18 protein-coding genes, 1 tRNA gene and 1 riboswitch are annotated in these 24,776 nt (G+C 68.6%); of the genes, 11 read left to right on the top strand and 8 right to left on the bottom strand.

The features are described from left to right. Positions 1 to 21 precede the first annotated feature (21 nt). Together ACZ4A5_RS05430 and ACZ4A5_RS05435 are read left to right on the top strand one after the other, a co-directional pair. Complete coding sequence (locus tag ACZ4A5_RS05430; RefSeq protein WP_467578623.1) at positions 22 to 2,256, top strand: DEAD/DEAH box helicase; 2,235 nt, start codon at positions 22 to 24, stop codon at positions 2,254 to 2,256. Positions 2,257 to 2,387: 131 nt separating this feature from the next. Continuing rightward, positions 2,388 to 2,460, top strand: a tRNA-Lys gene (locus ACZ4A5_RS05435). Between the two features lie 82 nt (positions 2,461 to 2,542). Here the strand turns inward: ACZ4A5_RS05435 and ACZ4A5_RS05440 are convergent. After that, entirely contained in the window at positions 2,543 to 3,271 is a 729-nt protein-coding gene (locus ACZ4A5_RS05440; protein ID WP_467578625.1) for an SDR family oxidoreductase, read from the bottom strand. A gap of 156 nt (positions 3,272 to 3,427) precedes the next feature. Here ACZ4A5_RS05440 and ACZ4A5_RS05445 point away from each other — a divergent pair, with 156 nt between their 5' ends. The 6 genes from ACZ4A5_RS05445 to ACZ4A5_RS05470 all read left to right on the top strand — a co-directional run bounded on the left by ACZ4A5_RS05445 (position 3,428) and on the right by ACZ4A5_RS05470 (position 11,742). After that, the gene (locus ACZ4A5_RS05445) at positions 3,428 to 4,291 is read left to right on the top strand and encodes a DUF6227 family protein (RefSeq protein WP_467578627.1); all 864 of its coding nucleotides are present in this window, start codon (positions 3,428 to 3,430) and stop codon (positions 4,289 to 4,291) included. Between the two features lie 218 nt (positions 4,292 to 4,509). Further along, complete coding sequence (locus tag ACZ4A5_RS05450) at positions 4,510 to 4,713, top strand: cold-shock protein (RefSeq protein ID WP_116212685.1); 204 nt, start codon at positions 4,510 to 4,512, stop codon at positions 4,711 to 4,713. Positions 4,714 to 4,954: 241 nt separating this feature from the next. Beyond that, the gene (locus ACZ4A5_RS05455; RefSeq protein ID WP_467578629.1) at positions 4,955 to 6,565 is read left to right on the top strand and encodes a DEAD/DEAH box helicase; all 1,611 of its coding nucleotides are present in this window, start codon (positions 4,955 to 4,957) and stop codon (positions 6,563 to 6,565) included. A gap of 1,250 nt (positions 6,566 to 7,815) precedes the next feature. Next, positions 7,816 to 7,950, top strand: a riboswitch (cyclic di-AMP (ydaO/yuaA leader). An 11-nt stretch (positions 7,951 to 7,961) separates the two neighbouring features. Then, positions 7,962 to 9,248 (top strand): M23 family metallopeptidase, encoded by a 1,287-nt coding sequence (locus ACZ4A5_RS05460; protein WP_467578631.1) that lies wholly within the window; start codon positions 7,962 to 7,964, stop codon positions 9,246 to 9,248. 51 nt (positions 9,249 to 9,299) lie between these two features. Further along, positions 9,300 to 10,760 (top strand): MFS transporter, encoded by a 1,461-nt coding sequence (locus tag ACZ4A5_RS05465; protein ID WP_467578633.1) that lies wholly within the window; start codon positions 9,300 to 9,302, stop codon positions 10,758 to 10,760. Positions 10,761 to 10,797: 37 nt separating this feature from the next. Then, positions 10,798 to 11,742, top strand: a complete 945-nt coding sequence (locus ACZ4A5_RS05470; protein ID WP_467578635.1) for an aldo/keto reductase — start codon at positions 10,798 to 10,800, stop codon at positions 11,740 to 11,742. A 127-nt stretch (positions 11,743 to 11,869) separates the two neighbouring features. On the opposite strand, the gene ACZ4A5_RS05475 is transcribed toward ACZ4A5_RS05470, so the two are convergent. Both ACZ4A5_RS05475 and ACZ4A5_RS05480 read right to left on the bottom strand, forming a co-directional pair. Continuing rightward, positions 11,870 to 12,169: a hypothetical protein gene (locus tag ACZ4A5_RS05475; protein ID WP_398869484.1), complete on the bottom strand. Its 300-nt coding sequence runs from the start codon at positions 12,167 to 12,169 to the stop codon at positions 11,870 to 11,872. 429 nt (positions 12,170 to 12,598) lie between these two features. Next, a complete protein-coding gene (locus ACZ4A5_RS05480; RefSeq protein WP_467578637.1) occupies positions 12,599 to 12,748 on the bottom strand; it encodes a hypothetical protein in 150 nt (49 codons plus the stop codon). A gap of 253 nt (positions 12,749 to 13,001) precedes the next feature. On the opposite strand from ACZ4A5_RS05480, the gene ACZ4A5_RS05485 reads away from it, so the two are divergent. The 3 genes from ACZ4A5_RS05485 to ACZ4A5_RS05495 are packed head-to-tail and all read left to right on the top strand — an operon-like array spanning position 13,002 to position 16,965. Next, complete coding sequence (locus tag ACZ4A5_RS05485; RefSeq protein ID WP_467578639.1) at positions 13,002 to 15,098, top strand: helix-turn-helix domain-containing protein; 2,097 nt, start codon at positions 13,002 to 13,004, stop codon at positions 15,096 to 15,098. Next, complete coding sequence (locus tag ACZ4A5_RS05490; RefSeq protein ID WP_467578641.1) at positions 15,095 to 16,066, top strand: hypothetical protein; 972 nt, start codon at positions 15,095 to 15,097, stop codon at positions 16,064 to 16,066. Before ACZ4A5_RS05485 ends, ACZ4A5_RS05490 begins: the two co-directional genes overlap by 4 nt. Then, positions 16,063 to 16,965, top strand: coding sequence for a DUF6339 family protein (locus ACZ4A5_RS05495; RefSeq protein WP_467578643.1), 903 nt, complete (start codon positions 16,063 to 16,065; stop codon positions 16,963 to 16,965). Before ACZ4A5_RS05490 ends, ACZ4A5_RS05495 begins: the two co-directional genes overlap by 4 nt. A gap of 4 nt (positions 16,966 to 16,969) precedes the next feature. On the opposite strand, the gene ACZ4A5_RS05500 is transcribed toward ACZ4A5_RS05495, so the two are convergent. From ACZ4A5_RS05500 to ACZ4A5_RS05520, 5 genes are read right to left on the bottom strand one after another with little or no spacing between them, the layout of a single operon-like run. Continuing rightward, positions 16,970 to 18,217: a DNA cytosine methyltransferase gene (locus ACZ4A5_RS05500; RefSeq protein ID WP_467578645.1), complete on the bottom strand. Its 1,248-nt coding sequence runs from the start codon at positions 18,215 to 18,217 to the stop codon at positions 16,970 to 16,972. Positions 18,218 to 18,221: 4 nt separating this feature from the next. Beyond that, positions 18,222 to 19,181, bottom strand: a complete 960-nt coding sequence (locus tag ACZ4A5_RS05505; RefSeq protein WP_467578647.1) for a DNA cytosine methyltransferase — start codon at positions 19,179 to 19,181, stop codon at positions 18,222 to 18,224. A gap of 56 nt (positions 19,182 to 19,237) precedes the next feature. Then, on the bottom strand, positions 19,238 to 22,216 hold the full coding sequence (locus tag ACZ4A5_RS05510; protein ID WP_467578650.1) for a Z1 domain-containing protein: 2,979 nt from the start codon (positions 22,214 to 22,216) through the stop codon (positions 19,238 to 19,240). A 49-nt stretch (positions 22,217 to 22,265) separates the two neighbouring features. Beyond that, positions 22,266 to 23,243 (bottom strand): PD-(D/E)XK motif protein, encoded by a 978-nt coding sequence (locus tag ACZ4A5_RS05515; RefSeq protein ID WP_467578652.1) that lies wholly within the window; start codon positions 23,241 to 23,243, stop codon positions 22,266 to 22,268. Then, the gene (locus ACZ4A5_RS05520; protein ID WP_467578654.1) at positions 23,233 to 24,771 is read right to left on the bottom strand and encodes an ATP-binding protein; all 1,539 of its coding nucleotides are present in this window, start codon (positions 24,769 to 24,771) and stop codon (positions 23,233 to 23,235) included. Before ACZ4A5_RS05520 ends, ACZ4A5_RS05515 begins: the two co-directional genes overlap by 11 nt. Between the last annotated feature and the right edge of the window lie 5 nt (positions 24,772 to 24,776).

Consider the following 24,776-nt stretch of genomic DNA (forward strand, 5'->3'; position numbering starts at 1 on the left):
CCGGAAGGTTTCGCATTTCGCATGTCTATTTCCACTGAGCAGACCGTCATGCCCGAGGGCGACGAGATCGTCGTCACCGAGGCGCTCGAGGCCACCGAGACTCCTCTCGAGGAGGCCGCCGAGCCGACGATCACCTTCGGTGACCTCGGCCTCGACGAGGCGATCGTCCGCAAGCTGGCGCAGAACGGTGTCACCACCCCGTTCCCGATCCAGGCCGCGACCATCCCCGACGCCCTGGCCGGCAAGGACATCCTCGGCCGTGGCCGCACGGGCTCCGGCAAGACCCTCTCCTTCGGTCTGCCGCTGCTGTCCACGCTGGCCGGCGGCCACACCGAGAAGAAGCGCCCCCGCGGCCTGATCCTCACCCCGACCCGTGAGCTCGCGATGCAGGTCGCGGACGCCCTCCAGCCGTACGGCGACGTGCTCGGCCTCAAGATGAAGGTCGTCTGCGGCGGTACGTCGATGGGCAACCAGATCTACGCCCTGGAGCGCGGTGTCGACATCCTCGTCGCCACCCCGGGCCGGCTGCGCGACATCCTCAACCGCGGTGCCGCCCAGCTCGACAAGGTCCAGGTCGCCGTCCTCGACGAGGCCGACCAGATGGCCGACATGGGCTTCCTGCCCGAGGTCACCGAGATCCTCGACCAGGTGCCGGCCGGCGGCCAGCGCCTGCTGTTCTCCGCCACGCTGGAGAACGAGATCGACACCCTCGTCAAGCGCTACCTGGTCAACCCGGTGACGCACGAGGTCGACGCCGCCCAGGGCGCCGTCACCACCATGACCCACCACGTCCTCGTCGTGAAGCCGAAGGACAAGGCGCCGGTCACGGCCGCCATCGCCGCCCGCAAGGGCCGCACCATCATCTTCGTCCGCACCCAGCTGGGCGCCGACCGCGTCGCCGAGCAGCTGCTCGACGCCGGTGTCCGCGCCGACGCGCTGCACGGCGGCATGACGCAGGGCGCCCGCACCCGGGTGCTGGAGGACTTCAAGGGCGGTTACGTCAACGTCCTCGTCGCCACCGACGTCGCCGCCCGCGGCATCCACGTCGACGGCATCGACCTGGTCCTGAACGTCGACCCGGCCGGTGACCACAAGGACTACCTGCACCGCTCCGGCCGTACGGCCCGCGCCGGCCAGTCCGGCACGGTCGTCTCCCTGGCGCTGCCGCACCAGCGCAAGCAGATCTTCCGCCTGATGGAGGACGCGGGCGTCGACGCCTCGCGCCACATCGTCGGTGGTGCCGGCGCCTTCGACGAGGACGTCGCCAAGATCACGGGCGCCCGTTCGCTGACCGAGGTCCAGGCCGACTCGGCCGCCAACTCCGCCAAGCAGGCCGAGCGCGAGGTCCAGGAGCTCACCCGCCAGCTGGAGCGCGTCCAGCGCCGCGCGACCGAGTTCCGCGAGGAGGCCGACCGTCTCCTGGCGCGCGCCGCCCGCGAGCGCGGCGAGGACCCGGAGGCGGCCGTGGCCGCCGCTGCCGAGGCCGCCGCCGCCGAGGTCAAGGCCGAGGAGGAGGCTGCCGCCGCCGTCCCCGCCCAGACCGCTCCGGCGCACGAGCGCCGTGACGACCGTGGCAACTTCGACCGTCGTGACGACCGCTCCGGTGGCGGTTTCCGCCGGGACGACCGCCGCGACGAGCGCTCCGGTGGCTTCCGTCGCGACGACCGCCCGTCGGGTGGCTTCCGCCGCGATGACCGTCGTGACGACCGCTCCGGTGGCGGTTTCCGCCGGGACGACCGTCCCTCCGGTGGCTTCCGTCGTGACGAGCGTCGCGATGACCGTCCGTCCGGTGGTTTCCGCCGCGACGAGCGTCCCTCCGGCGGTTTCCGTCGCGACGACCGCCCGTCCTCCGGTGGCTTCCGCCGTGACGAGCGTCCGTCCTCCGGCGGTGGCTTCCGCCGCGATGACCGTCGTGACGACCGCTCCGGTGGCGGTTTCCGCCGCGACGACCGTCCCTCCGGTGGCTTCCGTCGTGACGAGCGTCGTGACGACCGTCCGTCCGGTGGTTTCCGCCGCGATGACCGCCCGTCCTCCGGTGGCTTCCGCCGCGACGACCGCCCGGCCTCCGGCGGCTACCGCTCCGGTGGCGGCGACCGTCCGTTCAACCGCGACCGCCGCGACGACCGCCCCTCCACCGGTGGTTACCGCTCCGGTGGCGACCGTCCCGCCGGTCGTCGTGACGACCACCGCGGTGGCGGCGCCGGTTCCTCCTTCGGACGCCGTGACGACAAGCCGCGCTGGAAGCGCAACGGCTGATCGCCGCAGGTGAATTGGGGCCCGTACGGCACTTCGGTGCGGTGCGGGCCCCGCCGCGTTCGCGGCCCCGGCCGATGAGTCGGCCATAACGACTCGGGATAACGCGGTCGGCCGGGCTATGCTGCGGGTGCGGGCCGTTAGCTCAATTGGCAGAGCAGTGGACTTTTAATCCATTGGTTGTGGGTTCGAGTCCCACACGGCCTACCGGTTCCACTGGTATCGAAACCCCCGCCGACCTGGTCGGCGGGGGTTTCGGCGTTCTCGGGGCGGGGCGGCTGACATGCGCTCAGGCCGTCTGGGCGGTGTCCGCCAGGACGATCTCGCGGACGCGGACATTCCGCCGTTGGCGGCACGCATAACGAATGGCCTCGGCGACATCGGCCGCGGCGAGTCCGCCTTCCGGAGCGGCCTCCGCGGCCCGGTACGACGCCTTCACTCCGGGATCCGTGATGGGCGAGCCGAGTTCCGTGGCCGCGTGGCCCGGGGCGATCACCGTGACGCGTACGCCGTGCGGGGCGGCCGTCTCGCGGATCGCCTCGGACGCCGCGTGGACGGCGAACTCGGTCGCGCAGCAGACGGCGTTGGCCCCGAAGGACTTGCGGCCCGCGATCGGACTGACGTTGACGACGGTGCCGCGGCGCCGCTCGGCCATCCCGGGCAGCACGGCGTGCGTCCCGTCGAACACCCCGCGGAGGTTGATGTCGATCACCTGGTCCCACTCGGCGGGGTCCCGCGTCACCGGATCGCCGGTGAGCGTCACCCCGGCGTTGTTGACGAGCACGTCCGTGGGTCCGTACGCGTCCTCCGCCTCCCGGGTCGCCAGGGTGAGGGCGGCGCGGCCGGTGACGTCCACCGCCCGGCACAGCGCGCGCGGCAGGCCGAGCGCCTCCAGCCGTTCGAGCCGTCTGCCCAGGAGCAGCAGGGGGTGGCCGTCCTGTGCGAACAGCCGGGCGCGAGCGGCCCCGCTGCCGGAACGGGCCCCGGTGACCACGGCGAGCGCGCAGGGGGTGTCCATGCCGGGGACGCCAGGCGCGTAGGGCGCGGTGCGCCCGGTGTGGGGTCCGGTCGGGTGACCCGACCAGTTCGCCCGAACCCGGCCCCGATGCCGTGTTCGCGCCGCTACGGTAAGTGCGCGGGGTGGGGTGTGGCCGAGGTCGGGAGGTCGAGCGGCATGGAGAACTCGCGAGCGGGTGAGAGCGGGAGCGGGAGCGGCGGCAAGGGCACGGAGCGCGCGGAGGCCAGGGGGCGCGAGGGGCGCGGCGGGGGCGCGGGCGCCGAGCTCACTCCCGCCGAGCACGTGGAGCGGCTGCTGGACCGGGCGCAGAACGGCTTCGAGATCGACGAGGCCGTGCTCGCCCGGCTGCGCACCGCGCTGATGCACCAGGCCGAGCTCCGCTCGTACCGCCAGCGCAACGACGACACGCGGCCGCTGCGGTGCAACACCTACCGGCACATCTTCCTGCTCACCGACGGCAGCAGCCTGCTGCTGTACGAGCTGGAGCACGACACCGGGCCCGACGAGCGGTTCCTCTACGAGCTGTATGCCCAGGAGGACGCCCTCGACCAGGCCGAGCGCCGGGTCCACGAGCGGATCGGCGGTGGCATCGGCCCCGGCAGCGAGGCCGAGGAGCTGCCGGCCTGGCTGGCGGAGGAGCTGCTGCTCGCCATGGGCCCCACCCAGCCCCGCCGGGAGTACGTCTCCGACGCCTCGCCCGACCACGCCCGGCGGCTGCTGCGCCGCGCGGAGAACGAGGACGGGCCCGGCGAGGTCGTGCGTGAGCTCCTCCAGGAGGCGCTCGGTCACCACATCGCGCTGATCACCAAGCCGCGCCGGCGGGGCACCGGCCGGGACGCCACCTGGTGCCGCTTCTACGAGCACGCCTTCCTGCTGGAGGGCGGCGGCGAGCTCAGCCTGTGGGAGCTGGAACACAACATGACGGCGGACGGCAGGCTCGTCTGCGAGGTCTATCTCGACGAGGCGGAGGCCGAGGTGGCGGCGGACCGGCACGCCCGCGCCCAGGGCGTCGAGCTGTAGCCTGGGGCGGGGTACGGGCGGGTCCCAGGGGCCGGCGGACGGCGGGGCGGGAAAGACGGGGGTTACGGGGGCCGCCCCCGTGTGCTATGGTCGACGGAAGTTGCAGTTGTGGTACCCATGAACTCGTGTGCGCCTGACGGTTATGTAGCCGAAGGCGCATTTTTGTTTTTGCCGGTCTATTCCGGTGTGGGGCCCATCCCATTCACAAGGAGATAGACATGGCTACTGGCACCGTGAAGTGGTTCAACTCGGAAAAGGGCTTCGGCTTCATCGAGCAGGACGGCGGCGGCCCGGACGTCTTCGCCCACTACTCGAACATCGCCTCCTCCGGCTTCCGTGAGCTGCTCGAGGGTCAGAAGGTTTCCTTCGACGTCACGCAGGGCCAGAAGGGCCTGCAGGCCGAGAACATCGTCGCTGCCTGACGATTCACATGCCCGCCCGGTCCGGGTGACGGGACTTCCGGCCCTCGCGCCGTGAGTCCGACGTCCTCGCCGGGCACCGCATGAAGCACCACGTAATGGGGCCCGCACCACTGGGTGCGGGCCCCATTGCTGCCCCCGCACCAGCGCGCCCAGGCTTTTCCGCCGTCCGTCCGTACCGGCCGGTCCCGCGAAGCGAAGTCTCTCTTCCGGGCGTGCCACCCCATTGAGGGAAGGTCCCCGCATGACTCGCTACGCCCGTTCTTCCTCCGCCGACGGCGGCTCCGCCCGTCCGCCCCGCCAGCGCGGTGGCGGCGGCCAGTCCGCCCGCGGCGGCCAGGCGCCCCGCCGCCGTACCGCCGCTCCCCTCCAGGGGGAGTTCGAGACGCCGGTCTCCACCACCCCGGCCCTGCCGCCGGTGGCCTCCTTCGCCGACCTGGACATGCCGAACGGCCTGCTCGCCACGCTGACCCGCGAAGGCGTCACCGAGCCGTTCCCGATCCAGGCCGCGACCCTCCCCAACTCGCTGAGCGGCCGTGACGTCCTCGGCCGCGGCCGTACGGGCTCCGGCAAGACGCTGGCCTTCGGCCTGGCGCTGCTCGCCCGCACGACGGGCCGCCGCGCCGAGCCCGGCCGTCCGCTCGCCCTCGTGCTCGTCCCCACCCGCGAGCTGGCGCAGCAGGTCACCGACTCGCTCAGCCCGTACGCCACCGCGGTCAACCTGCGGATCGCCACCGTCGTCGGCGGCATGTCCATCGGCCGGCAGGCGCAGACCCTCGCGCGCGGCGCCGAGGTCCTGGTCGCCACCCCGGGCCGGCTCGCCGACCTGATCCAGCGCGGCGACTGCAAGCTCGGCGACGTGCGGATCACGGTCCTGGACGAGGCCGACCAGATGGCCGACATGGGCTTCCTGCCCCAGGTCACCAAGCTGCTCGACCAGGTCGACCCGGACGGCCAGCGCATGCTGTTCTCCGCGACCCTGGACCGCAACGTCGACCGCCTCGTGCGCCGCTTCCTCACCGACCCGGTGACGCACTCCGTCGATGCCTCGGTCGGCGCGGTCTCCACGATGGAGCACCACCTGCTCTTCGTGACCGACGCGGACAAGAAGGAAGCGGTCACCCGCATCGCCGCCCGCGAGGGCCGCGTGATCATGTTCGTGGACACCAAGCGCGGCGCCGACCGCCTGGTGAAGAAGCTGCTCTCCGAGGGCGTGCGCGCCGGGGCGCTGCACGGCGGCAAGAGCCAGCCGCAGCGCAACCGCACGCTGGAGCTGTTCCGTACGGACCAGGTCACCGCGCTGATCGCCACCAACGTCGCCGCCCGCGGCATCCACATCGACGGCCTCGACCTTGTCGTGAACATCGACCCGCCGATGGACCACAAGGACTACCTGCACCGCGGCGGCCGCACGGCCCGCGCGGGCGAGTCCGGCACGGTCGTCACCCTCGTCCTGCCCGAGCAGCGGCGCGAGATGACCCGCATGATGGTCACGGCGAAGATCACCCCCAACGTCATCAAGACGCACCCCCGCGACCCCGAGCTGGAGCGGATCACCGGTGCGCGTGAGCCCAGTGGTGTCGCGGTGGTCATAGCGCCGCCGGCCGCCGCGCAGCAGCCGCAGGGCACGAAGAAGCCGTCCCGCTCGCGCGGCTCGGGCTCCGGGTCCGGCCGCGGCCGTACGCGTACGGAGCCGAGCGCCGGCAACGGTGGCGGCGGCTACCGCGGCTTCGGCAGCGGCACGGGGCAGGGCCAGGGCGGCGGGGCGTCCCGCCGCTCGGGCGGCACGCGGCCGGGCAACGCGGTTCGCCGTGGCGGTGGGGGCGGGGGCTCTCGGCGGGCGCCGAAGGTCTGACCGGTAGCCGGGGGGCTCGGGGTTGCCGTGTGGGTTCTGCGGGTTGCTCGCGCCTTGCGGTTCGGGTGGCCTGCGGGCTCGCCGTTGCCGGGTGCGGGTTGTCTGCGCCTGCGGCGGGAGCGCCCTGCGGGTTCGCCGTTGCCTTGTGCGGGTTTCGTTGCCGCCTGCGGCGGGAGCGCCCTGCGGGCTCGCCGTTGGCTAGGTGCGGGTCCGCTGCGCCTGCGGCGGGCGGCCTCAAGCGCCGGCCGGGCTTGGGTTGTGGTGGGTGCCGGGGGTGGGTCTTCCGGGCTGGGACCTGGAACGCGGTGCGGTGCGGGTCAGGCGCATTGAGTGCCCCGGATTCGCACCGCGTTCCAGAACCCCACCCTCCAGCCCCACCCCCTCCCGCCGGAGAGCGGCATCGGGTTGTGGGGGTGGGCCGGTCTTCCCTTTCAGCGCGTCCGGGGTGCTCGCTGTCGCCCAGTCCTGCATGGGAGTGCTCGTTGCTGGTCCGGGCGCGTCAGTTCGCCCAGCCTGCATGGGAGTGCTCGTTGCCGTTCCGGGCACGTCCGTCTTTTCAGCCTGTCCGGGGTGATCGTCGCCGTGCCGGGCGCGCCCGTCTTTTCTTTTCAGCTCGTCCGGGGCTCGTTCCGGCCCGGGTACGCGTTTCTTTCCAGCCCGTCCGGCGCTTGAGGACGCGGCCGCAGGCCGCTCCCGCCGCAGGCGGCGAACCGGCCCGCAGATCGGGGTCTGGGGCAGCGCCCCAGTTTCGGGAAGGGGCGGGGCTGGGGAAAAGCGCCGCAGGCCAACCGACCCGCACATCGAGGGGCTGAGGCAGCGCCCCCACGCACGCGCGGGCAGCCGCACCACGGGCGACAAGACCCTGCTCGCGACCCGACCCGACCGGCGACGGACGTCCCCGCCAGGGCGACGACGTTTCCGGTACGCCCGCCCCGACACAGCCGCCTGCCCGTACGGCGGGCGTCCGGCGGGCGGACGGCGCCATCGACCGCCACGCCGAGAGGCCCGCAGCACCGAAATCCCCCCGCACACCCAGTAGTGGATCTTGATCGTTCCGCATTCCGTCGGAATAAGGACCACATTAAGAAGTCGGCCTCCTCGCCAAGTCCTGACCAAGGAGCCGGTCGATTCAGCCTTTCGGCTTGGAAACCACGCGGTCTGTCTATTAACGTTCGATAACGACGTGCGGTCCTCATCACCGCCGCAAGAGGCGGCGCCGTGCGCCTTCGCCGAATCCCGCGGGCACAGCAAGACCTGATACACCAGCAGCATCTGGGAACCGGGGAACCACCCGCCCTGGGGTGAATCGGGCCGCACCCGGCTCGTAGGAGACCTTCCTGCTCCGAACCCGACAGCTAACCCGGTAGGCGAGAAGGAAGGAAAGGAGTGCGCCCCCGTGGCGTCCAACGAGCCTGCCCTCGACCCCACTCTGCACGGGTCGAACGAGCACTACGCACCCGAACTTCCGATCGTGCCCGCGTATATGACCGCCCATATGGCGACGCCCTCGCCGCAGACGGCGGCCATGGAAAGCGGCACCCCGGCGATCGCGCCTCCCGCGCGGGGCTTCACCACTGATCCTCAGCCGGTGGCGCCTCAGCCGATGCCCCCTCAGCCGGCCGCACAGCGACCGGCAGCGCCCCAGCCGACCGTCCCGCACTGGGCGGTGCCTGAGCCGACGGCGCCGGAGCCGGCCGTCGGCGAGGCCGCGCACCCCGCCCCCGTACCGGCCCGTGGCGGGAGCGGCGGCCGGCACCGCGTCGCCAAGCAGCGCGGCGGCACGATGGCCCGCAGCGGCGCCGTCCTCGGCGTCGGTGTCATCGCGGCCGTCGGCGCGGGCGGCATGGCGAGCGCGCAGGACCGCCCGGCGGCACCGATATCGGTACCCGACCTGGCCGGCTCCCTCCTCGGCGGCGGTCAGACACACGAGGAGCAGGCCGCGCCCGCCGCGCCCGGTGCCGAACAGCCGCTCACCCAGGCCGGCCTGAGCACCGAGGAAGCGGCCCAGGGCACCACGAACGCGGGCGAGGCCCTGCGTGCCCGCATCCTCCAGCAGGCCGAGCACCAGCAGACCTCCGCCGACGACCGGACGCGCGAGGCGGCGCAGCGCGAGGCGGCCGAGGCGGCGGCCAAGAAGGCGGCGGAAGCGGCCGAGGCGGACAGGGCGGCGAAGGCGGCCGAGGCCGAGCAGGCCGAGGCGGCGCGTGCCGAGGCCCACCCGGTGGCCCCGGCGGACGCCGCCGACCCCACCGACACCGGGCCACGCACGCCCGCGGCGCACAGCCCGGGCGCGTACACCCTCCCCGTCGGCTCGTACACCCTGACCGCCGGCTTCGGCCAGGCGGGCAACATGTGGTCCGCGAACCACACCGGCGAGGACTTCGCCGCCCCGACCGGCACGCCCGTCAAGGCGATCGGCAGCGGCACGATCACCCACGCCGGGTGGGCGGGCGCGTACGGCTACCGCATCGTGCTGAAGCTGGACGACGGTACGGAGGTGTGGTTCTGCCACCTGTCGTCGATGGTGGTCACCTCGGGCAAGGTGAACAGCGGCGACGTGATCGGCCGCGTGGGCGCCACCGGCAATGTCACCGGCCCGCACCTCCACCTGGAGATCCGCCCGGACGGCGGAGCCCCGGTCGACCCGCTGCCCTGGCTGCGCGAGCGTGGCCTGGAGCCGTAGCCCGCGGCAGCCGTCACGCATATCTGGCACGGACAGGGGCACCCGGATGCCGTGACAGCCGCGATCACCACCTCCGTACCGGCCCGTCTGGACCGCCTCCCCTGGTCCCGCTGGCACTGGATGGTGGTGATCGGCCTCGGCACGGTCTGGATCCTGGACGGCCTGGAGGTCACGGTCGTCGGCAACATCGCCGGCCGCCTCTCCGAGCGGGGCAGCGGCCTGCCGGTCACCTCGGGCGAGATCACGGGCCTGGCCGCGGCCCTCTATGTGGCGGGGGCGTGCTCCGGCGCGCTCTTCTTCGGCCGCCTCACCGACCGGTTCGGCCGCAAGAAGCTGTTCATCGTCACCCTCGCCGTCTATCTGGCGGCGACGGCGCTGACCGCCCTGTCGTTCTCCTCCTGGTGGTTTTTCGCCTTCCGCTTCCTGACCGGATTCGGCATCGGAGGCGAGTACGCGGCCATCAATTCCGCCATCGACGAGCTGATCCCCGCGGCCTACCGCGGCCGGGTCGACCTCATCATCAACGGCAGCTTCTGGATCGGCGCGGTCGGCGGTTCACTGCTGTCGATCCTGATGCTCGACACGGCCGTTTTCCCAGTGGACGTGGGGTGGCGGCTGACATTCGCGCTGGGGGTGGTCCTGGGCCTGGTCATCCTGCTCGTACGGCGCCATGTGCCGGAAAGCCCGCGCTGGCTGTTCATCCACGGCAGAGGGGACGAGGCCGAGGAACTCGTGACCTCGATCGAGGAACGCGTCGCGGCGGAGAAGGGGCGCGAGCTGCCGCCCGCCGAAGGTGAGATCACCATTCACCAGCGGTCCGCGATCACCTTCCGGGAAATCGCCCGTACGGTGTTCGGCCAGTACCGCCGGCGTGCCGTGCTCGGCCTCGCCCTCTTCATCGGCCAGGCGTTTCTCTACAACGCGATCACTTTCGGCTTCGGCGCCATTCTCACCACGTTCTTCGGCGTCTCCACTTCCCGGACCGGCTATTTCTTCGCGGTCATCGCCGCGGGCAACTTCTGCGGTCCGCTCCTGCTCGGCCGGCTCTTCGACACCGTCGGCCGGCGCGTCATGATTTCCTCGACCTATCTGCTGTCCGGCCTGCTCCTCTTCGGCACGGCCTGGCTCTTCGGCGCCGGGCGGCTGAGCGCCGACACCCTCACCGCCTGCTGGGCCGTCGTCCTCTTCTTCGCCTCGGCGGGCGCGAGCAGCGCGTACCTCACGGTGTCGGAAGTCTTCCCCATGGAGACCCGCGCGATGGCCATCGCTTTCTTCTACGCGCTCGGCACGGCGGCCGGCGGCATCACCGGTCCGCTGATCTTCTCCGACCTGACGAGCAGCGGCGTCGTCGGTGACACGGTGCTGGCATTCCAGATCGGCGCGTCCCTGATGTGTGCCGCCGGGCTGGTCGCGGCCTTCCTGGCCGTACCGGCGGAGGGGCGTTCCCTCGAAGCGATCGCGGCCCCGCTGTCCACCGAGCGGGCGGCGCCGCTCCCCGCGACGGCGAAGTAGCGGAATACCCTTCACCGTAAGGATGTTGGAGAGAGTCATGGCTGACATTCACAAGAAGATCGGCAACCTGTCCGTCCACCCGCTGGCCCTCGGTGGCAATGTGTTCGGGTGGACGGCCGACGAGGCGGAGTCCTTCGCCGTCCTCGACGCCTACGCGGAGGCCGGCGGCAATTTCATCGACACCGCCGACGTCTACTCCGCCTGGGCGCCCGGCAATACGGGTGGCGAGTCGGAGACCGTGATCGGCAACTGGTTCGCCGCCCGCGGCAACCGCGCCGACATCGTCCTGGCCACCAAGGTCGGTGCGGGCGTCCCCGAACCGCGCGGCCTGTCGGCGGCCGTCATCAAGTCCGGCGTCGAGGATTCCCTGCGCCGCCTGCGCACGGATTACATCGACCTTTACTACACGCACTACGACGACCCGTCGGTGCCGGTGGAGGAATTCCTCACCGCGCTCGACGCCCTGGTGAAGGAGGGGAAGGTCCGCGAGATCGCGGCCTCCAACATCACGGCCGAGCGGCTGACGGAGGCCCTGGAATTCTCCGACTCGGCGGGCCTGGCGAAGTACGCGGCGATCCAGCCGCACTACAACCTGGTCTCCCGCGACACGTACGAGGGCCCGCTCGCGGACGTCGCGGCCCGCCACGGCCTGGCCGCCGTCCCGTACTGGGCGCTGGCAGCCGGCTTCCTCACCGGCAAGTACCGCCCGGGCACGGTGGTGGACAGCGCCCGCGCCGAGGGCGCCGGCAAGTACCTCGAAACGGAACGCGGCCTCCGCGTCCTGGCGGCCCTGGACGAGGTCGCCGCGGCACACGACGCGGAACTCTCGACGGTGGCCCTGGCGTGGCTCGCTTCCCGCCCGACGGTCGTGGCCCCGCTGGCGAGCGCGCGGACGGTCGCCCAGCTTCCGGCGCTGCTGGCGATGGCGGATCTGAAGCTCACGGAGGCGGAGCTTTCGCTTCTGACGGAGGCGTCGGAGTAGGGCGGAGCCGAGAAGGCAGAGGGGCCGGTGGTACGGCCCCTCACGCTCCCAGGCGCGGTGGTCCGGCTCCTCACGGCAGGACCGCCGCCCTCACGCCGGGCCGGAAGCCCGGTGATTCCGCACGCTCTCAGGCGCGGCTCTCCACGACCCAGGAGGCCAGCGCGACGCCGCCCGCGACGGCGAAGACGGACGGCCAGGGGCCCACCTTCTTCGACAGCGGGTGCGACCCGGCGAACGCGGCGACGTACAGCCCCGTCAGCGCGGCAGCCTTCCCGGCCCCGGCCTTCCCGGCCCACTGCCGGGCGGCCACGGCCCCGGCGGCGGCCAACGCGACCCCACCGAGCGGCCGCTTCTTGGTCCACCGGGCGACGCCATACCCCCCGACGAGCCCACCGGCAGCCACGACGGATGTCGGAATCCCAGCCATCTGCACAACCTCCGCACGCATCAGAAACCTCTTGCCTCCCGAGGCTACGCCGGGGGTGCGAGGGGGGCGGCTACGGGCCCGTCTGCGCGAGCGGCTCGAAGAGGCCGACCCGATAGCGAGCAGTGCGGCTTGATCGTCTGAGCATGGACAGGAGCTGTGACGTGATCAGGTGTCCGGGTGCCGGCGGGGCCGGGACGGGGAGACGACGTCAACTTGATTGATTAGTTAGATCGAATAAGTTTCGGCATCAACAGCGCTGCCCGCTCCGCTTCGGTGGGGCAGGCGGCGCTGTTGATGGGGCGCCGCAGTCCTTGGGAGCACCGCGTGGCGTGCGCGGAGCGACGATCTGGACCTGTCAGGTATGGGCATCCGCCCCCCGACGGCGCATCCATGAAGGTGCGGTTACTGGTTGATCAACCGCGGGGTCGGTCAGCTGATGCGGTGGATGGAGATGTGGACGGGGCCCGCCGGGTGCTCGACGGTGATGGCTGCGCTGTCCTTCGTGTGCTGGATGGACACGGACGCCGGGGCGTCGCTGTCGACCTCGAACGTGTACTCCATGCGGTTCTGCTCGGCCATGCGCTGAGCCCTTCCAGGCGGGAACCCTTAGCGGGGTTGGAGTTGGTGACCTGAGTCAACGTCAGGAAAACGCTACCTTGATCGCCGGCGTAACGTCAACTGCAGTTTGACGTTACGCCGGCGTAAAACCCGCTGAGCTGGGCTCTCGCCCTCAAGCGGACGAGCAGGGGTGTCAAATAAAAATTGACGCCTGTCGGGCGTCAAAGTTAGCCTCTTGGTGCTGGTGGGGTACAGAGCGAGGCAGAAGGGCGCCATGAGCGAGACCAATACATTCGGGGCCTGGCTCGATCGGCAGCTCACGCGGAGAGAGGTCAGCCAGAGCCAGTTGGCCGCCGCGCTCGACGTGAGCCGTGCCGCGGTCTCGGCCTGGGTGAACAACCGGGCGATGCCTCGGGCGGACAAGCTCAGTGCTATCGAGCGCTATTTGGAGCTTGTGCCAGGGGCCACCACGGCAAGGGAGGAGCCCGAGCCGAGTGAGGTCGAGGTCCAGTGGTACCACCGCAAGGCGCACGCTGACGGTGGCCGTGAATACGGCAACGCGGCTGCCTTTGCCTTCGACGCCGACTTGGCCGTCCTCGCGCGGGAAGCCACCCAGAACAGCCTGGACGAGAGGTTCGACAAGAGCCGTCCCGTACGGGTGAAGTTCACGCTGCACGAGCTCAGCGGGGAAACGCTCAACAACTTCCTCGACGCCCTGCACTGGAGTGATCTCGAACCGCACTACGACACAGCTGCACAGCAGTCGCAGAAAGTCGGACGAGTCCTGGCTGAGGGGCTCCGCCAGCTCCGTGAGACGAATCGTCTACTGCTGCTTCGCATCGACGACTACAACGCGTCAGGGCTGACCGGCTCCGAGTACGCGGACGGCAGATATGCCGCTGTCGTCCGTCGGCAGCTCGACAGCCACAAGGAGAACGGGGGGCGTGCCGGCGGTTCCTACGGCCTGGGCAAGGCGACGCTGTGGGCGACGAGCCGACTAGGGCTGGTACTGATGAACAGCACGCTCTCGAGGCCGTACAAGGGACGGTCCGAACGGCGAGTCGTCGGAAGGTTGGACCTGCCATGGCGTGAGGTCGCCGGTGTGCCGTACGCAGGCCCGGCCTGGTTCGGCGAGCCGGATTCGGAGCCCGAGTACAGAGGGGTGTCACGATCCTGGTGGGCGGACGAGGAGACGACGGAGCGCCTGCACCTGCAACGCGAGAACACCGAGCCGGGCACGTCCTTTCTGATCGTCGGAGCCCATGACGCGGGGGACGACGCCGAGAAGGATTCGCTCAGCCTGGCGGACATGCACGCCAAGCTCATGAACGCGCTGGCGAAGAATTTCTGGGCATCCATGACGGCTGGCCGAGCCACACAGCCCATGCTGCACGCTTCGGTCACAGCGTTGCGTAACCACCAGGTGGTGGTCCCGGAGGAACGGGTCGACCCTCGTGAGCATCGTCCGTCCGAGACCCGTGCGCTCCAGGCGTACTTGGACGAGAACACGGTGGATGTGCTGACGTCGAGTGACCAAGTGGCTCTCGTCAAAGTGCCGCTCACTGTGCCGCCACTGCGTAGCGCGGGTGTCGCGTCAGGGAAGGGCACGCTGCATGAAGCCGTCCTGTTGGTGACTCCTGCCGATGGTGAAGACCGCGAATTCAACAAGGTCGTGTGCATGCGCGGCAGCCGCATGACAGTACAGACACGCCGGCCGCGGGAGATCCCACTCGGGACGGATCCATTCCAAGCGGTTCTCCTCGCCGGCTATGCCACCGGGCGCGAGGGGAAAGATGTCGAGCTCGCTGAGGCGTTCCTACGGGCTTCCGAACCTCCTGAGCATGATCGATGGGATCGGACCGATGAGCTGGCGGCTGTGTATGCCCGTGGGGCCCTGAGCAGGCTCAACGAGTTCCGCGTAGCGATGGACGACGCAGTCCGAAGCGTTGTCGGCCGCAAGGAGGCCCGGGGCGACAGGGGGCCGGCGGCTCTCAGGGAAAGGCTGAGACTGGGTGTTCGGACTGTCCGTCGGCGAAGCGAGAGCCCGCCCACTGTGCATCTGCTGGATGCCAGGGTGGATGCGGCTGGTGCGTGGCACGTCAAGGCAGAAGTACGGGTTCCGCAGCGTGACGATCCTTGGCTGGTGACTCCCGTCGCGAAGTTCGATGTGCGTTCCGGCGGGAGGCCTGTGCTGGCATGGGCGGAACTCTCCGCAGGAGAGAACTGCCGTATCGAGAATGGGGTGTTGATAATCAACCCTGGTGTGAGGGATGCCTTCTTCTCCGGTGTGACGGATGCGAGCAGCCACCCTGTCAAGGCTGCGCTGGCGCGGCTGGTCGTCGACCTTCAGACGCCCCGGGGTGTGGCATGAAGTCCTGGGTTCCGTACCCGACGCTGTTGGGCGATGTGCAGCTCGATGTCACGAGCGGCAGGATCGACGGCCACCTTCTTGACTACCGCAAGAGGTTTGCCAGGGAGCAACAGACGGTCGCACTGCATGGGACCGGACGGGCCGACTGGCGAGAGGCACGGTTCGACGTTCGGGTCGCGCTGCCGGAGAGTGAGATCGACAGTGACCAATGGACGAAGGTGACGTGTGTCGTCGTGCTTTCCGAGGGGGCGACCAACGCGCGAGCGGTGACCCAACTGGACCGTGGTCCGAAGGCGACATGGACCGGCAGCGTCGTCCTGCCGCGGGGCATGTACCGCAGTCGGGCCGTGCTGACAGCCAGTGTGGTTGCCACAGTGGACGGTATCGAAGGGCGCGTGATCGGTAGCACGGAGAAACCGTGGTACATCGACCTCACGGCGCGCGAGCCCGTTCGAGAACGTGAGTTGAACATCGTCGAGATCGACTTCCGTCGTGGTCCCGAGGACTGGCTCCGGCCGTTCAAGGGCGCGCCCTGGCTGGTGGATGCGACCGGGGACATGCCGACGGTGTGGCTCAACACAGGATTCGAGGGGCTCGTCGAGCTCCTGCACGGCTCGGGCAATCCGGTCGAGAAGGCCATGGGGGAGGTGGTAGCTGCGCAGATTGCCGAGGAAGCCTGGACGGCGATGTTCCACGCGGCCGTGACGGACCTCGACTTCGATGAGAACAGGACCCCACGACTTCCTTCGGGCTGGAGGGGGACGGTACTGACCTCGATGCTTCCGGACGTCGTGCCGTCGATGTCCTTGGAAGATGCCTTGTGCGAGGTCGACGTTCGGCGCAGCGACGGCCAGGGCTGGGCCGAGTTGCAGTCGACCATCCAATATGCGGCCTCGCGTCACAGCAAGGTGCCGAAGGGTTTGAAAGACGCCGTGCGTGCTCTGCACCGTGAAGGGAGCCGTCGATGAGCCGAGAAGAAGTAGCTGAACAAGGACATCTCGCTCTGCTTCCCCAACAAATCGTGAGTAGGTACCTCACTGATGGCGTGCGTAATGGAAGCGAGGTGCCGCCGACAGTGGCGCTGCGGCGGGCGAGTAGACCACTGGCCGATACGGGCGCCAGATGGGCCGTCGCCCCTGTCCGGCACCTTTTGAATGTAGCGAAGGAGCGCTTCGAGGACCGACCCACGCGAGCCGACGCATGGCTGGCGCCGCGCTTGCATGCCACGCTGAGAATGACACGGGCCGAGGCAGCGGAACCCGAGCTGTGGGCTTTCCTGGCGATGATCGTCGCCCCGGACTACGTGGTGTGGCGGCACAAGGGGTCAGCAGGCAAGGACGGCAGCGGCCCGACTGCCACGGCGGATCGCTTCTTCGGGCCTCATTACAAACAGGCCTTCGCCAGACTGTGGTGGGCGGCTGAGATGTTCCGTGACGGCGAGGACTACCGCCCGGTCGAAGTGGCTTGCGGCAACCAGGACATGGTGAACACCACTTTGCGGCTTTCGGTCATCGATCACCGGCCGACAGCACGTGCTCTGGTTCGTGTTCTCGAAAATCTCACGGCGGCCGGGGCATCGCGCCTCGGCGACAGAATGAACGCCATCTCGTCGGCGGTCAACGCGGCCGGCAGCACCTTGATGTACGAGGTGATTGCGCCGGATATCCGTTTGGACATGGAGGACGTCTTGGCGTGGATCGCAGCTGCGGACGATGGCATGTGGGTCGACGAGGAGTCGTTGCCTGATGGTCCGGACGACGGCGCCATTCCCCTCGGCTCGGTGGAGACATTGACGCGTTACTTCGAGGAGTTGGCGGCAGACGCGCCGCTCCGGGAACGCAAGCGCACGCAGGGGGAAGACCAGTAGGACGTCAGCCCCGGAGAGCCCGGTGGATGACACCGGCGATGGCCCGTGAAAGGCCGACAGGTACGGCGTTGCCGATCTGTCGGCCGATCTGCACCTTACTTCCGCACCACTTGAATTCGGGCGGGAACCCCTGGATGAGAGCGGCCTCGTAGTGGGTGATCGGCCGGTGAGCCTTCGGGTGCAGATAGCGTCCTTTCTCCGGCTTGTAGAACTCCGTGCGGATGGTGACGGACGGCCGATCCCAGTACATGCGGCCCATGACGTCGTGGGAACCAGTCTTGTGGGCGATCCAGTTGGGTGTCGAGAGCTCGTCGGGAATATCGTGCCTGTTGCCGCCGGCCGGGATGGACATGTAGCGCCGGACCGACAGCTCGACGGGGCGGCGCCCCACATGAAGGTCGGTGGTTCTGAAGACCCCGGGAAGGCTCTTGCCGAGTGGCGTGCACTGCCGAGCGGGAAGTGACGTGTTCAGGGCCCAGTAGGGAGTCTTGGCGAAGACCTCAGGGCCTACGCTCACCCACGGTTGCAGTGCGTCTGTATCGGCGAGGAGTGAATCCTCCGACACTGCGGCCTTGCTGTGGGTGCGCTGTGGATATCGGAGGTCGCCCAGCTCCTTGAGGTCGCGGCGAACCGCGATGACGATAGCTCGCCTCCGGGCCTGTGGCACTCCGTAGTCCGCCGAATTGAGGACCGAGAACTCCACGAGCCGGTAGTCGTGGAGGTCGCCATCGGGCTTCTCCGTCGCGGCGTGCAGGAGGGCAAATTCGGGAGACCTGAGGAACCGATCCACATTTTCGATGACGAAAATCTTCGGCTTGATGGTATTGACGATTCGCATGTACTCGCGCCACAGTTTGTTGCGCGGGTCGTCGACATCCCCCTTACCGAGGCCGGAAAAGCCTTGACAAGGAGGCCCGCCGAGAATGACTTCGGCCTGAATCCCGAGAGTCTCGGGAAACCACTCCTCGATGTCACCGGCGTGGATATGGTCGATGCCGCCTGCTTCTTCAGCAAAATTAAGTGCGTACGTCGATGCCGCCGCGATATCGTGCTCGACAGCGGCGACGGAGCGGAAAGCTGAACGGGTGGAACCCGGAGCGGTGAGGGAATGAAATCCTTGGGTGAAACCGCCGCAGCCAGCGAAGAGATCAACAATGCTGATGGGATCGGTGGAGCTGTCGGCGGTCATGCGATGAGTGTAGCCGGCGATGCGAGAGGTGCACGAACCCACCTTGGCAGCGGTGTTGGTCATGTGGTCACCCTGCCAGGGCCAGCGCGATCTGCCTGCCTACCGCTTCGGCCACCGGCGGTGGGGACGCGTGGCCGATCTGGCGATAGACCGAGGTCTTGCGCCCGTAGAAGAGCCACTCGTCGGGAAACGCCTGGAGCGCGGCTACCTGGCGCACATTGAGTTTTGGTACGAAGCCGATCGGGACATCGGGCCCGGGGACGCTGTCGTCGATGCTGGCTCCGTTCACCCCCAGCCGGGCCCATGCTCTTTTCTGGCCGGTCGGGCCCAGATCCGCGCCTCCCCGTTTGTCCGAGCCTCCGATCAGCATCGGTGCGGGCTTGTCGGCGGCAGCAGCCCAGGCCTCCGCTCCGGGCCAGCCCCGGGAGGCCATGGAGGCGCTGAGTGTTTCACCCACGGTCGGTGGGGTCACACCGACCGGCTCGGGCCAGCGGAACGTCGAGTGATGGGGCTCACGGAGCGCCACGAGGAACCCCTGCCTGCGGTGCTGCGGGACTCCGAAGTCGGCTGCGTCGAGCGCCTGCCACGAGCAGCGGTAGCCCTGCTCGTCCAAGCACTCCTCGATCCACCGGCGCTCCGGGGCATACTTCGCGGATTCGACCAGTTCGGGAACATTCTCCAACAGCACTGCACGGGGCTGCACGGAATGGGCCATCCACACCCCGGCTTGCAACAGCTTCCACTCGACATCGGAGTCCGGTCGCTGCGCCGTCGCGGCGGATTTCACACGCGGAAGTCCACCGCTGAGCAGATCCACGTCGTAGACCTGCCGGTACTCGTCGGGATCGAATTCCACCGCATCGGCCTGCAGCACGTCCCAGCTCGGTCGATTCAGTCGAAGCGTCCGGCAACAGTGCTCGTTGGTATCGATGAGCAGAACCGGGTCGAAGCCCGCGCGCTCCAGCCCCAGGGCCTGGCCTCCTGCGCCGGCGCAGATCTCGAAGGAGGTGAAGCGGCTGGCGGGCATTCTGTTCTCACTTTCGTCGCTCAGCGGATCGGCCTTGAGGCGGATCGGCGGTGTCTCTACCGGGCTCGGTTCTGGAACTCGATGATCGGTTCGTCCGAGGAGTTGATAGTGGTGAACCGGACCACCTTTCCATCTGTTCCCACTGCCGAGGCCGGGGCGACGAACGAGAAGGCCATCACGAGCCTCCGGGGGTCGAGGCGGCCGGTCTCCGTGAGCGCTGCTCGGTGTTCGGACTCCACCACCGGGTACACGGAGACCACTCCGCGGCGTTCACCGACGAACTGCTCCGTGGCTCGATCACCGCTGGAGGAAAATACTCCGGCGATGCGATGGGCCACCGGGCGGTGCTTCGGCTCGCTGATGGCGCCGAAGAGCGGTCCACGTCGCCGGTCACGGCCGAACCACGAGAAGGCGCGGTCCGAGACGAGAACCGCACGCTTCCCCCCCGAGGTGTGCTGAGGCGCCAGGACGAGCCAGTCGTCGACCTGACCAGCTTTGGTGATCGCTTTGAGGTACGCCAGGTGTGGGGCGAACTGGTGGTCATGGCTCCACTGCAACGACGACAGCAGTTCCAGGAGGTCATGCGCGGCTACGAGAGACGTGAGCGCGCTGAATCTGTGAAGCCGGCCATTCGCATGCTCACGATGGGTGAAGGTCGTCGGTTCCACCGACAGGTTCTCCAGGACCGGTGTCCACAGGCGGGCGTTGTGCGCGAGCGCCGCCGGTTGTGTCGGGTAGGCCGTGGGCTCCTGCCAGTCACCCGGAGAACGCACCTCGACCAGGCGGGCGTTGTACATCTTGTTCGGGCTCGTCGGCTTCAGCCAAGGAAGGCGTTGGGAGACCAGGGGTGGTACCTGGGCGGGGGTGACCTGGGGGCGGCCGTCGACCAGGAGCGAGTACTGGGCGAGTTGGGCCCTGAAGGACTCCTCGTCCTGGCAGATGGCCTCGAACCCCTCGTAGAGGTCGAGCTCCTTGCTGCCCGCCGTCTCGTTGCGGCCGATCCAGAGGCGGACCAAGTCGCGGTAGCCCTCGCGGAATCCGAACCAGCGGCCCATCTGCATCATGGTGGATGCGTTTCCCGCGCGGCGGCGGTAGTACGAGACGGTCAGACCCTCGACTGTGAAGCCGCGGGACAGTTTTTGCCCACCCAGCAGGATCTTCCAGATGGACCGGCGCTCGAAGTCGGCCTCGCCGCTCTCGATGTCCTTGTCGCCGTTGACGACGATGACGGGGTTGAGGTCGCCGCCGATACGGGCTGTCGCGGCGCCCACGTAGGGGGCGAGTCTCTCGAACGACTCCGGGACGGCGTAGCCGTCGGCACGTGCTCGTGACACCGGGAGCAGATCGGACTCGAAAAGCTCACGCAAGCGGCTGTGTCCCGTCGAGCTCGTGTAGCCCGAGTCGTCCCAGAGCCTGAGGATGCGGCCCTTGAGCTCACGGTGGTCGGCGGTGAGGCGGGACTCGTGCACCAGCATGGTGTGATGCCGGTAGGTCTCCGGTGGGACCCGAGGGTCCTCGGCCTCACGGAAGATCTTGACCGCAGCGGTGAGGACGAACATGTCCATGGCCCGCCGGAGGGAGAGGTCGTCGTCCTCCTCCTCGGTGGTGTCGATGGAGCGGACGTATGCCAACTCGTTCGAGTGGGCGACAGTGCGTTCGCCCTCGGGACTCTGCGGGTCGAGGTCGTGGAAGTCCTGAACGCCCATGTAGCCCTTCGGGCGGGTGAGGGAGATCAGGAAGTCCTTGGGAAAGATGTCCGTGGAGTCGCTGGGGTCGATGAACACATTGGCGAACGGCGTCGCTGTGTAGCCGACGTACTGGGCCCGGGGAAGCAAGCTGAGCAACTCGGAGAGCTTCTCGTTGATGGCGGTGCGTTCCGCGCTTCCGCCCCGACGGGGGTTGACTGTGTTGACCGACGCCTCGTCCGACTCGTCGTCGATGATCAGCGTGGGGATCTCCCCGAGCAGTCCACTGATCTTCTTGAGGTCCTTGACGAGCTTGGCCAGTACCGTCTTGTTCTTCTTGACCACCATCAGCCGGGCCGCGGCGTGGTCCAGATTGCGCGGGTCGTGCAGGGGGAGTGACTTCTCCCGCTTCTCGATCTGCAGAGCACGGATCCCCTGGGCGAGGGACTTGTAGTCGTTCTCCCTGGTGGTCAGGCGCTCGATGTCGAAGCCGCCCCGTTCGGAAGGCATTCCGGAATGGGAGATGAAGCGGCCGCGCAACCAGTCGCGGTCGTCGGCGTAGTCCGACTCGGTTTCTGCGGTCCCGCGGAGGATGTTCTCCCGGCCGACGAGTTCCATGTCCAGCCGTCGCTGGGTCTGGCCACGCAGCAGGTTGAGCGTGCCGCCCAGGACGATGACCAGTCGATAGCCTGCGTCGACTGCCTTCGCTATGACGCCTGTGAAGTTGGCGGTCTTCCCTGACTGGACATACCCGACGACGAGGCCCTTCGACTGGTACGCCTCGGCTGACGTCGGGTCGGCCAGTCGTTCCACCACACGCTCGGCTGCTTCGCCCAGGTCTGCAACGGTCCCGTCCGACCAGCCCTTCGTCTCGCGCAGGTAGCGCTCGTACGCGGGCCAGTACCAGTCGACGCCCCGTGGAGCCCCGATTCCCCGCCATGGCACGTACTCCTGGCTGATGACGACCGGCCCCGCGTGTTTGTCGACCGGGATCTCGGCCTCGAGCAGCTTGCGGGTCGTGGGCTCCAGACCAAGGAGGTCGAAGACCCTGGCACGGCGTTCGTCGGTCCGGGCTTCGGTGCCCGCGCACCAAGCGTCCGTGCCGGCGTCGGCCGCGTAGTCCCAGTCGGTGAGGTGCTTGCGCCAGAGCCGCAGCAGGGCGCCCGCTTCCTCGCTGTTGCTGGTGATCACATCCCGGAAGGCGGCCTCGGACACGTCCGTGGGCCCCTGTGGGGCGTAGAAGGCGACACTTCCGGAAAGGGACATCGGCCGAGCGGCACTCATCGCGGCCAGGGCGGGCCGGTGCAGGTCCAGGAGTGCCTGGGCGTCGGTGTTCTCGGGGGGCGTCATCTGCTCATTCCTGGAAGAGGCTGCGGGACGGAGGGTGCCAGTCATCGGACTATGCGAGATCGAAAACCTCTCGCAGGGCCACCGGGGGGTCGGGCGAGGCCGGGAGACCTGTGAGGTCGATCCGGTAATCGATGTCCTTGATCCGAGCGGCGACCTCGCGAGAGAGTCCGTCCAGAACCGACCGGTCCATGGCAGGAAACCCCTCGTCGACCGCCAGGACGAGCGGAGCGTTACGCAACCGCCATCGCTCGTCGTCGTGGCCGCGCGGCAGTGCAAGTCGGCTCAGCAGTGTTTCGAGGTGGTCGAAGGCGGCCGGTGCCTCGTCGGCGACAGCGTTCCGTACGGACCGGACGCACTCGGTGAGCGTCCTTCCGTTCGGGCCTGCGCGGGTCGCCTGTATGGAGACGAACCACAAGGGGCGACCAGGGGTCGAGGTGAGTTGACCGAACCCGTGGACGGTGTGCCGACGTTCCTCGGAGGCGGTGGTCTTCACTTCCACGTCGTACCCCTCGGCACTGAAGTCGTGTTCTTCGCCGATCGGGCCCTTCCACGCCTCGATCGCCCTGTCCCATCCGTGGGCCTTGGCCAGGTTGCCCAGAACCGCCAGCTCACCCATCAGACCGATCCGCTTCTCCGTGGTGAGTTCCCGGGGGCGTTCGAGCAGCGCGCGCCACGCACGTACAGTTTCGCCGAACGCCTGCTCGGGTGTCCGGCCTTCGACCGTCACCCGGTCGGCGACGGCACACAGCAGGTCGTGGAAGTCACGGAGCAACGCCCTCTGTGTCGTACGCAACCGGGCCATTCGGAGCCCTTGGTAGGCGATCTCCTCCACTCGTATGAGCGGGTGAGGGGATCTGGGCAATCGCTGTCTCGGCCCCAGCTGGAGGTGGAGGGCTATGTCGTGGTCGTCGGACACCACGTAATCCACGCGGGGTGACCTGGGGTCGGCCAGGGGGAACGAGACGCCTTGGCCGGCGGCCAGATACTCCTCGATCTCGGACCAGGCCGCCTTGTCGTCAGCTGTCATGGTCGGTCACCCGGTCGAGCTCGCTTCGGGCAGCGGACACGAGGATCGCCTGCCAGAGCTGGAGATTGTCCTTTTCCCTGGAGCCGCTGTACTCCTTCTCGAAGAGGGGATGCAGTATCAGGTACATCAGGGATTTGAGTACGGGGGCGTCGTTGAAGCTGCCGTCGCGTCCACCGAGGATGGCCCGTCGGTAGTGCTGGTTGAGAACGACGACGCGGTCCTCACGGTCGAGCTCGAAGAAGAGATCGTTGTCCAGCTTCCGCCACACGATGGAGATTGGGTCCTCACCGGGCACCAGCGGCAACTCCTCCTCGATGGTGGATCTCACCTCGGGAGCTATCCCCCGCCCAGGTCCGATCACCGGCTTGCGTACCGTGCCGGACCGCTTGCGCGCCTCCCGGTAGACAGAGTCCGCGGCCGCGAGATATTCGGTGAACAAGCGCCCCGTCGGGTCGGTGGCTTTCTCCAGCGCGGTGATGAACTCCGGGGAGGTGTCGACGCCCGCCTTCTTCACCGTGAGTCGGAAGACATCGTTCTGTGCCGGTGGCAGGTCCATCGCGACCCGGGCCAATGAGAGGTGCTGCTCGGGCTGTCGGAGGTTGTTCCAGCCGCCGGCCTGCACCAGGCGGTCATTGCGGTAGAAGTAGAAACCCTGCCGATCGAGTACGGTGCCGACGGCCCGGTATTCGTCGAGATTGGATCTGGGCGGCCATATATGGGCATCGAGTGCGAGCTCCGGTCCGAGCCCTGGCACGCTCGTAGTGAAGCGGCGCGGATAGTCCGCACTTCCGGTCACCGGATAGCCGAACGGGTCGAGCGGTTCGACACCGAAGTCCAGATAGACCGTGCGCGTACGGACGTCCTCGACGGCGATCGTGATGTTGAAGTCGTCACGGGCAAGGAAACGGTGCAGGTACAGGCCGAGATGGAGACCCAGCTTGTTGATGGTCCGCTGTAGATAGCGGTCCGTCTGACCGCTTCCGCCGTGCTTGGGGAAGTCCTTGACGCTGTCCCATCGGACGACTGTGCCTTGCCACTGGATCGGTCGGTTGTTGTCGTAGCGGTCTATCAGGCTCTGCGCGTAGGCGGGATCGACGATGTCGCATTGGAAGCCCGACCGGGCGTGCTCCATCAACCAGCGTCGCCCCACCGTTCGTGTCCGTTTGGTGGTGCTGACGACGGTGACGGCGTCGGCGTGCGAGAGCGAGGCGGACTTCAGACCTGTTCCGAACATGCCGAGGGCGCCAGCTGCGTAGTCCCGGCGGCCGCCGACGGTCATCGCGACGTCGAGTGCGTCCTCGTCCATCCCGTGGCCGTCGTCAACCACCAGAAGGGAGACCAACCGATCGCTGTCCCGGAGGAAGTGGATGACAACATCCTTCGCGCCGGCGTCTATCGAGTTGTCGACAAGGTCTGCGATGGCGACCTCGAATCCGTACCCCTGGCTGCTCAACGCCTCGACGTAACGGGGGTCGGGCGGTAGCTGCTTGCTCCCCGTGGTGGGGACGTCGAACTTCCAGTCGGTCATGTTCA

The organism is Streptomyces sp. NPDC025618, from assembly GCF_055558795.1.

Coding starts and splice junctions, on each gene's coding strand:
- ACZ4A5_RS05430 (WP_467578623.1), top strand. CDS start 22: ATGTCTATTTCCACTGAGCAGACCGTCATGCCCGAGGGCGACGAGATC.
- ACZ4A5_RS05440 (WP_467578625.1), bottom strand. CDS start 3,271: ATGGACACCCCCTGCGCGCTCGCCGTGGTCACCGGGGCCCGTTCCGGC.
- ACZ4A5_RS05445 (WP_467578627.1), top strand. CDS start 3,428: ATGGAGAACTCGCGAGCGGGTGAGAGCGGGAGCGGGAGCGGCGGCAAG.
- ACZ4A5_RS05450 (WP_116212685.1), top strand. CDS start 4,510: ATGGCTACTGGCACCGTGAAGTGGTTCAACTCGGAAAAGGGCTTCGGC.
- ACZ4A5_RS05455 (WP_467578629.1), top strand. CDS start 4,955: ATGACTCGCTACGCCCGTTCTTCCTCCGCCGACGGCGGCTCCGCCCGT.
- ACZ4A5_RS05470 (WP_467578635.1), top strand. CDS start 10,798: ATGGCTGACATTCACAAGAAGATCGGCAACCTGTCCGTCCACCCGCTG.
- ACZ4A5_RS05475 (WP_398869484.1), bottom strand. CDS start 12,169: ATGGCTGGGATTCCGACATCCGTCGTGGCTGCCGGTGGGCTCGTCGGG.
- ACZ4A5_RS05480 (WP_467578637.1), bottom strand. CDS start 12,748: ATGGCCGAGCAGAACCGCATGGAGTACACGTTCGAGGTCGACAGCGAC.
- ACZ4A5_RS05485 (WP_467578639.1), top strand. CDS start 13,002: ATGAGCGAGACCAATACATTCGGGGCCTGGCTCGATCGGCAGCTCACG.
- ACZ4A5_RS05490 (WP_467578641.1), top strand. CDS start 15,095: ATGAAGTCCTGGGTTCCGTACCCGACGCTGTTGGGCGATGTGCAGCTC.
- ACZ4A5_RS05495 (WP_467578643.1), top strand. CDS start 16,063: ATGAGCCGAGAAGAAGTAGCTGAACAAGGACATCTCGCTCTGCTTCCC.
- ACZ4A5_RS05500 (WP_467578645.1), bottom strand. CDS start 18,217: ATGACCAACACCGCTGCCAAGGTGGGTTCGTGCACCTCTCGCATCGCC.
- ACZ4A5_RS05505 (WP_467578647.1), bottom strand. CDS start 19,181: ATGCCCGCCAGCCGCTTCACCTCCTTCGAGATCTGCGCCGGCGCAGGA.
- ACZ4A5_RS05510 (WP_467578650.1), bottom strand. CDS start 22,216: ATGACGCCCCCCGAGAACACCGACGCCCAGGCACTCCTGGACCTGCAC.
- ACZ4A5_RS05515 (WP_467578652.1), bottom strand. CDS start 23,243: ATGACAGCTGACGACAAGGCGGCCTGGTCCGAGATCGAGGAGTATCTG.
- ACZ4A5_RS05520 (WP_467578654.1), bottom strand. CDS start 24,771: ATGACCGACTGGAAGTTCGACGTCCCCACCACGGGGAGCAAGCAGCTA.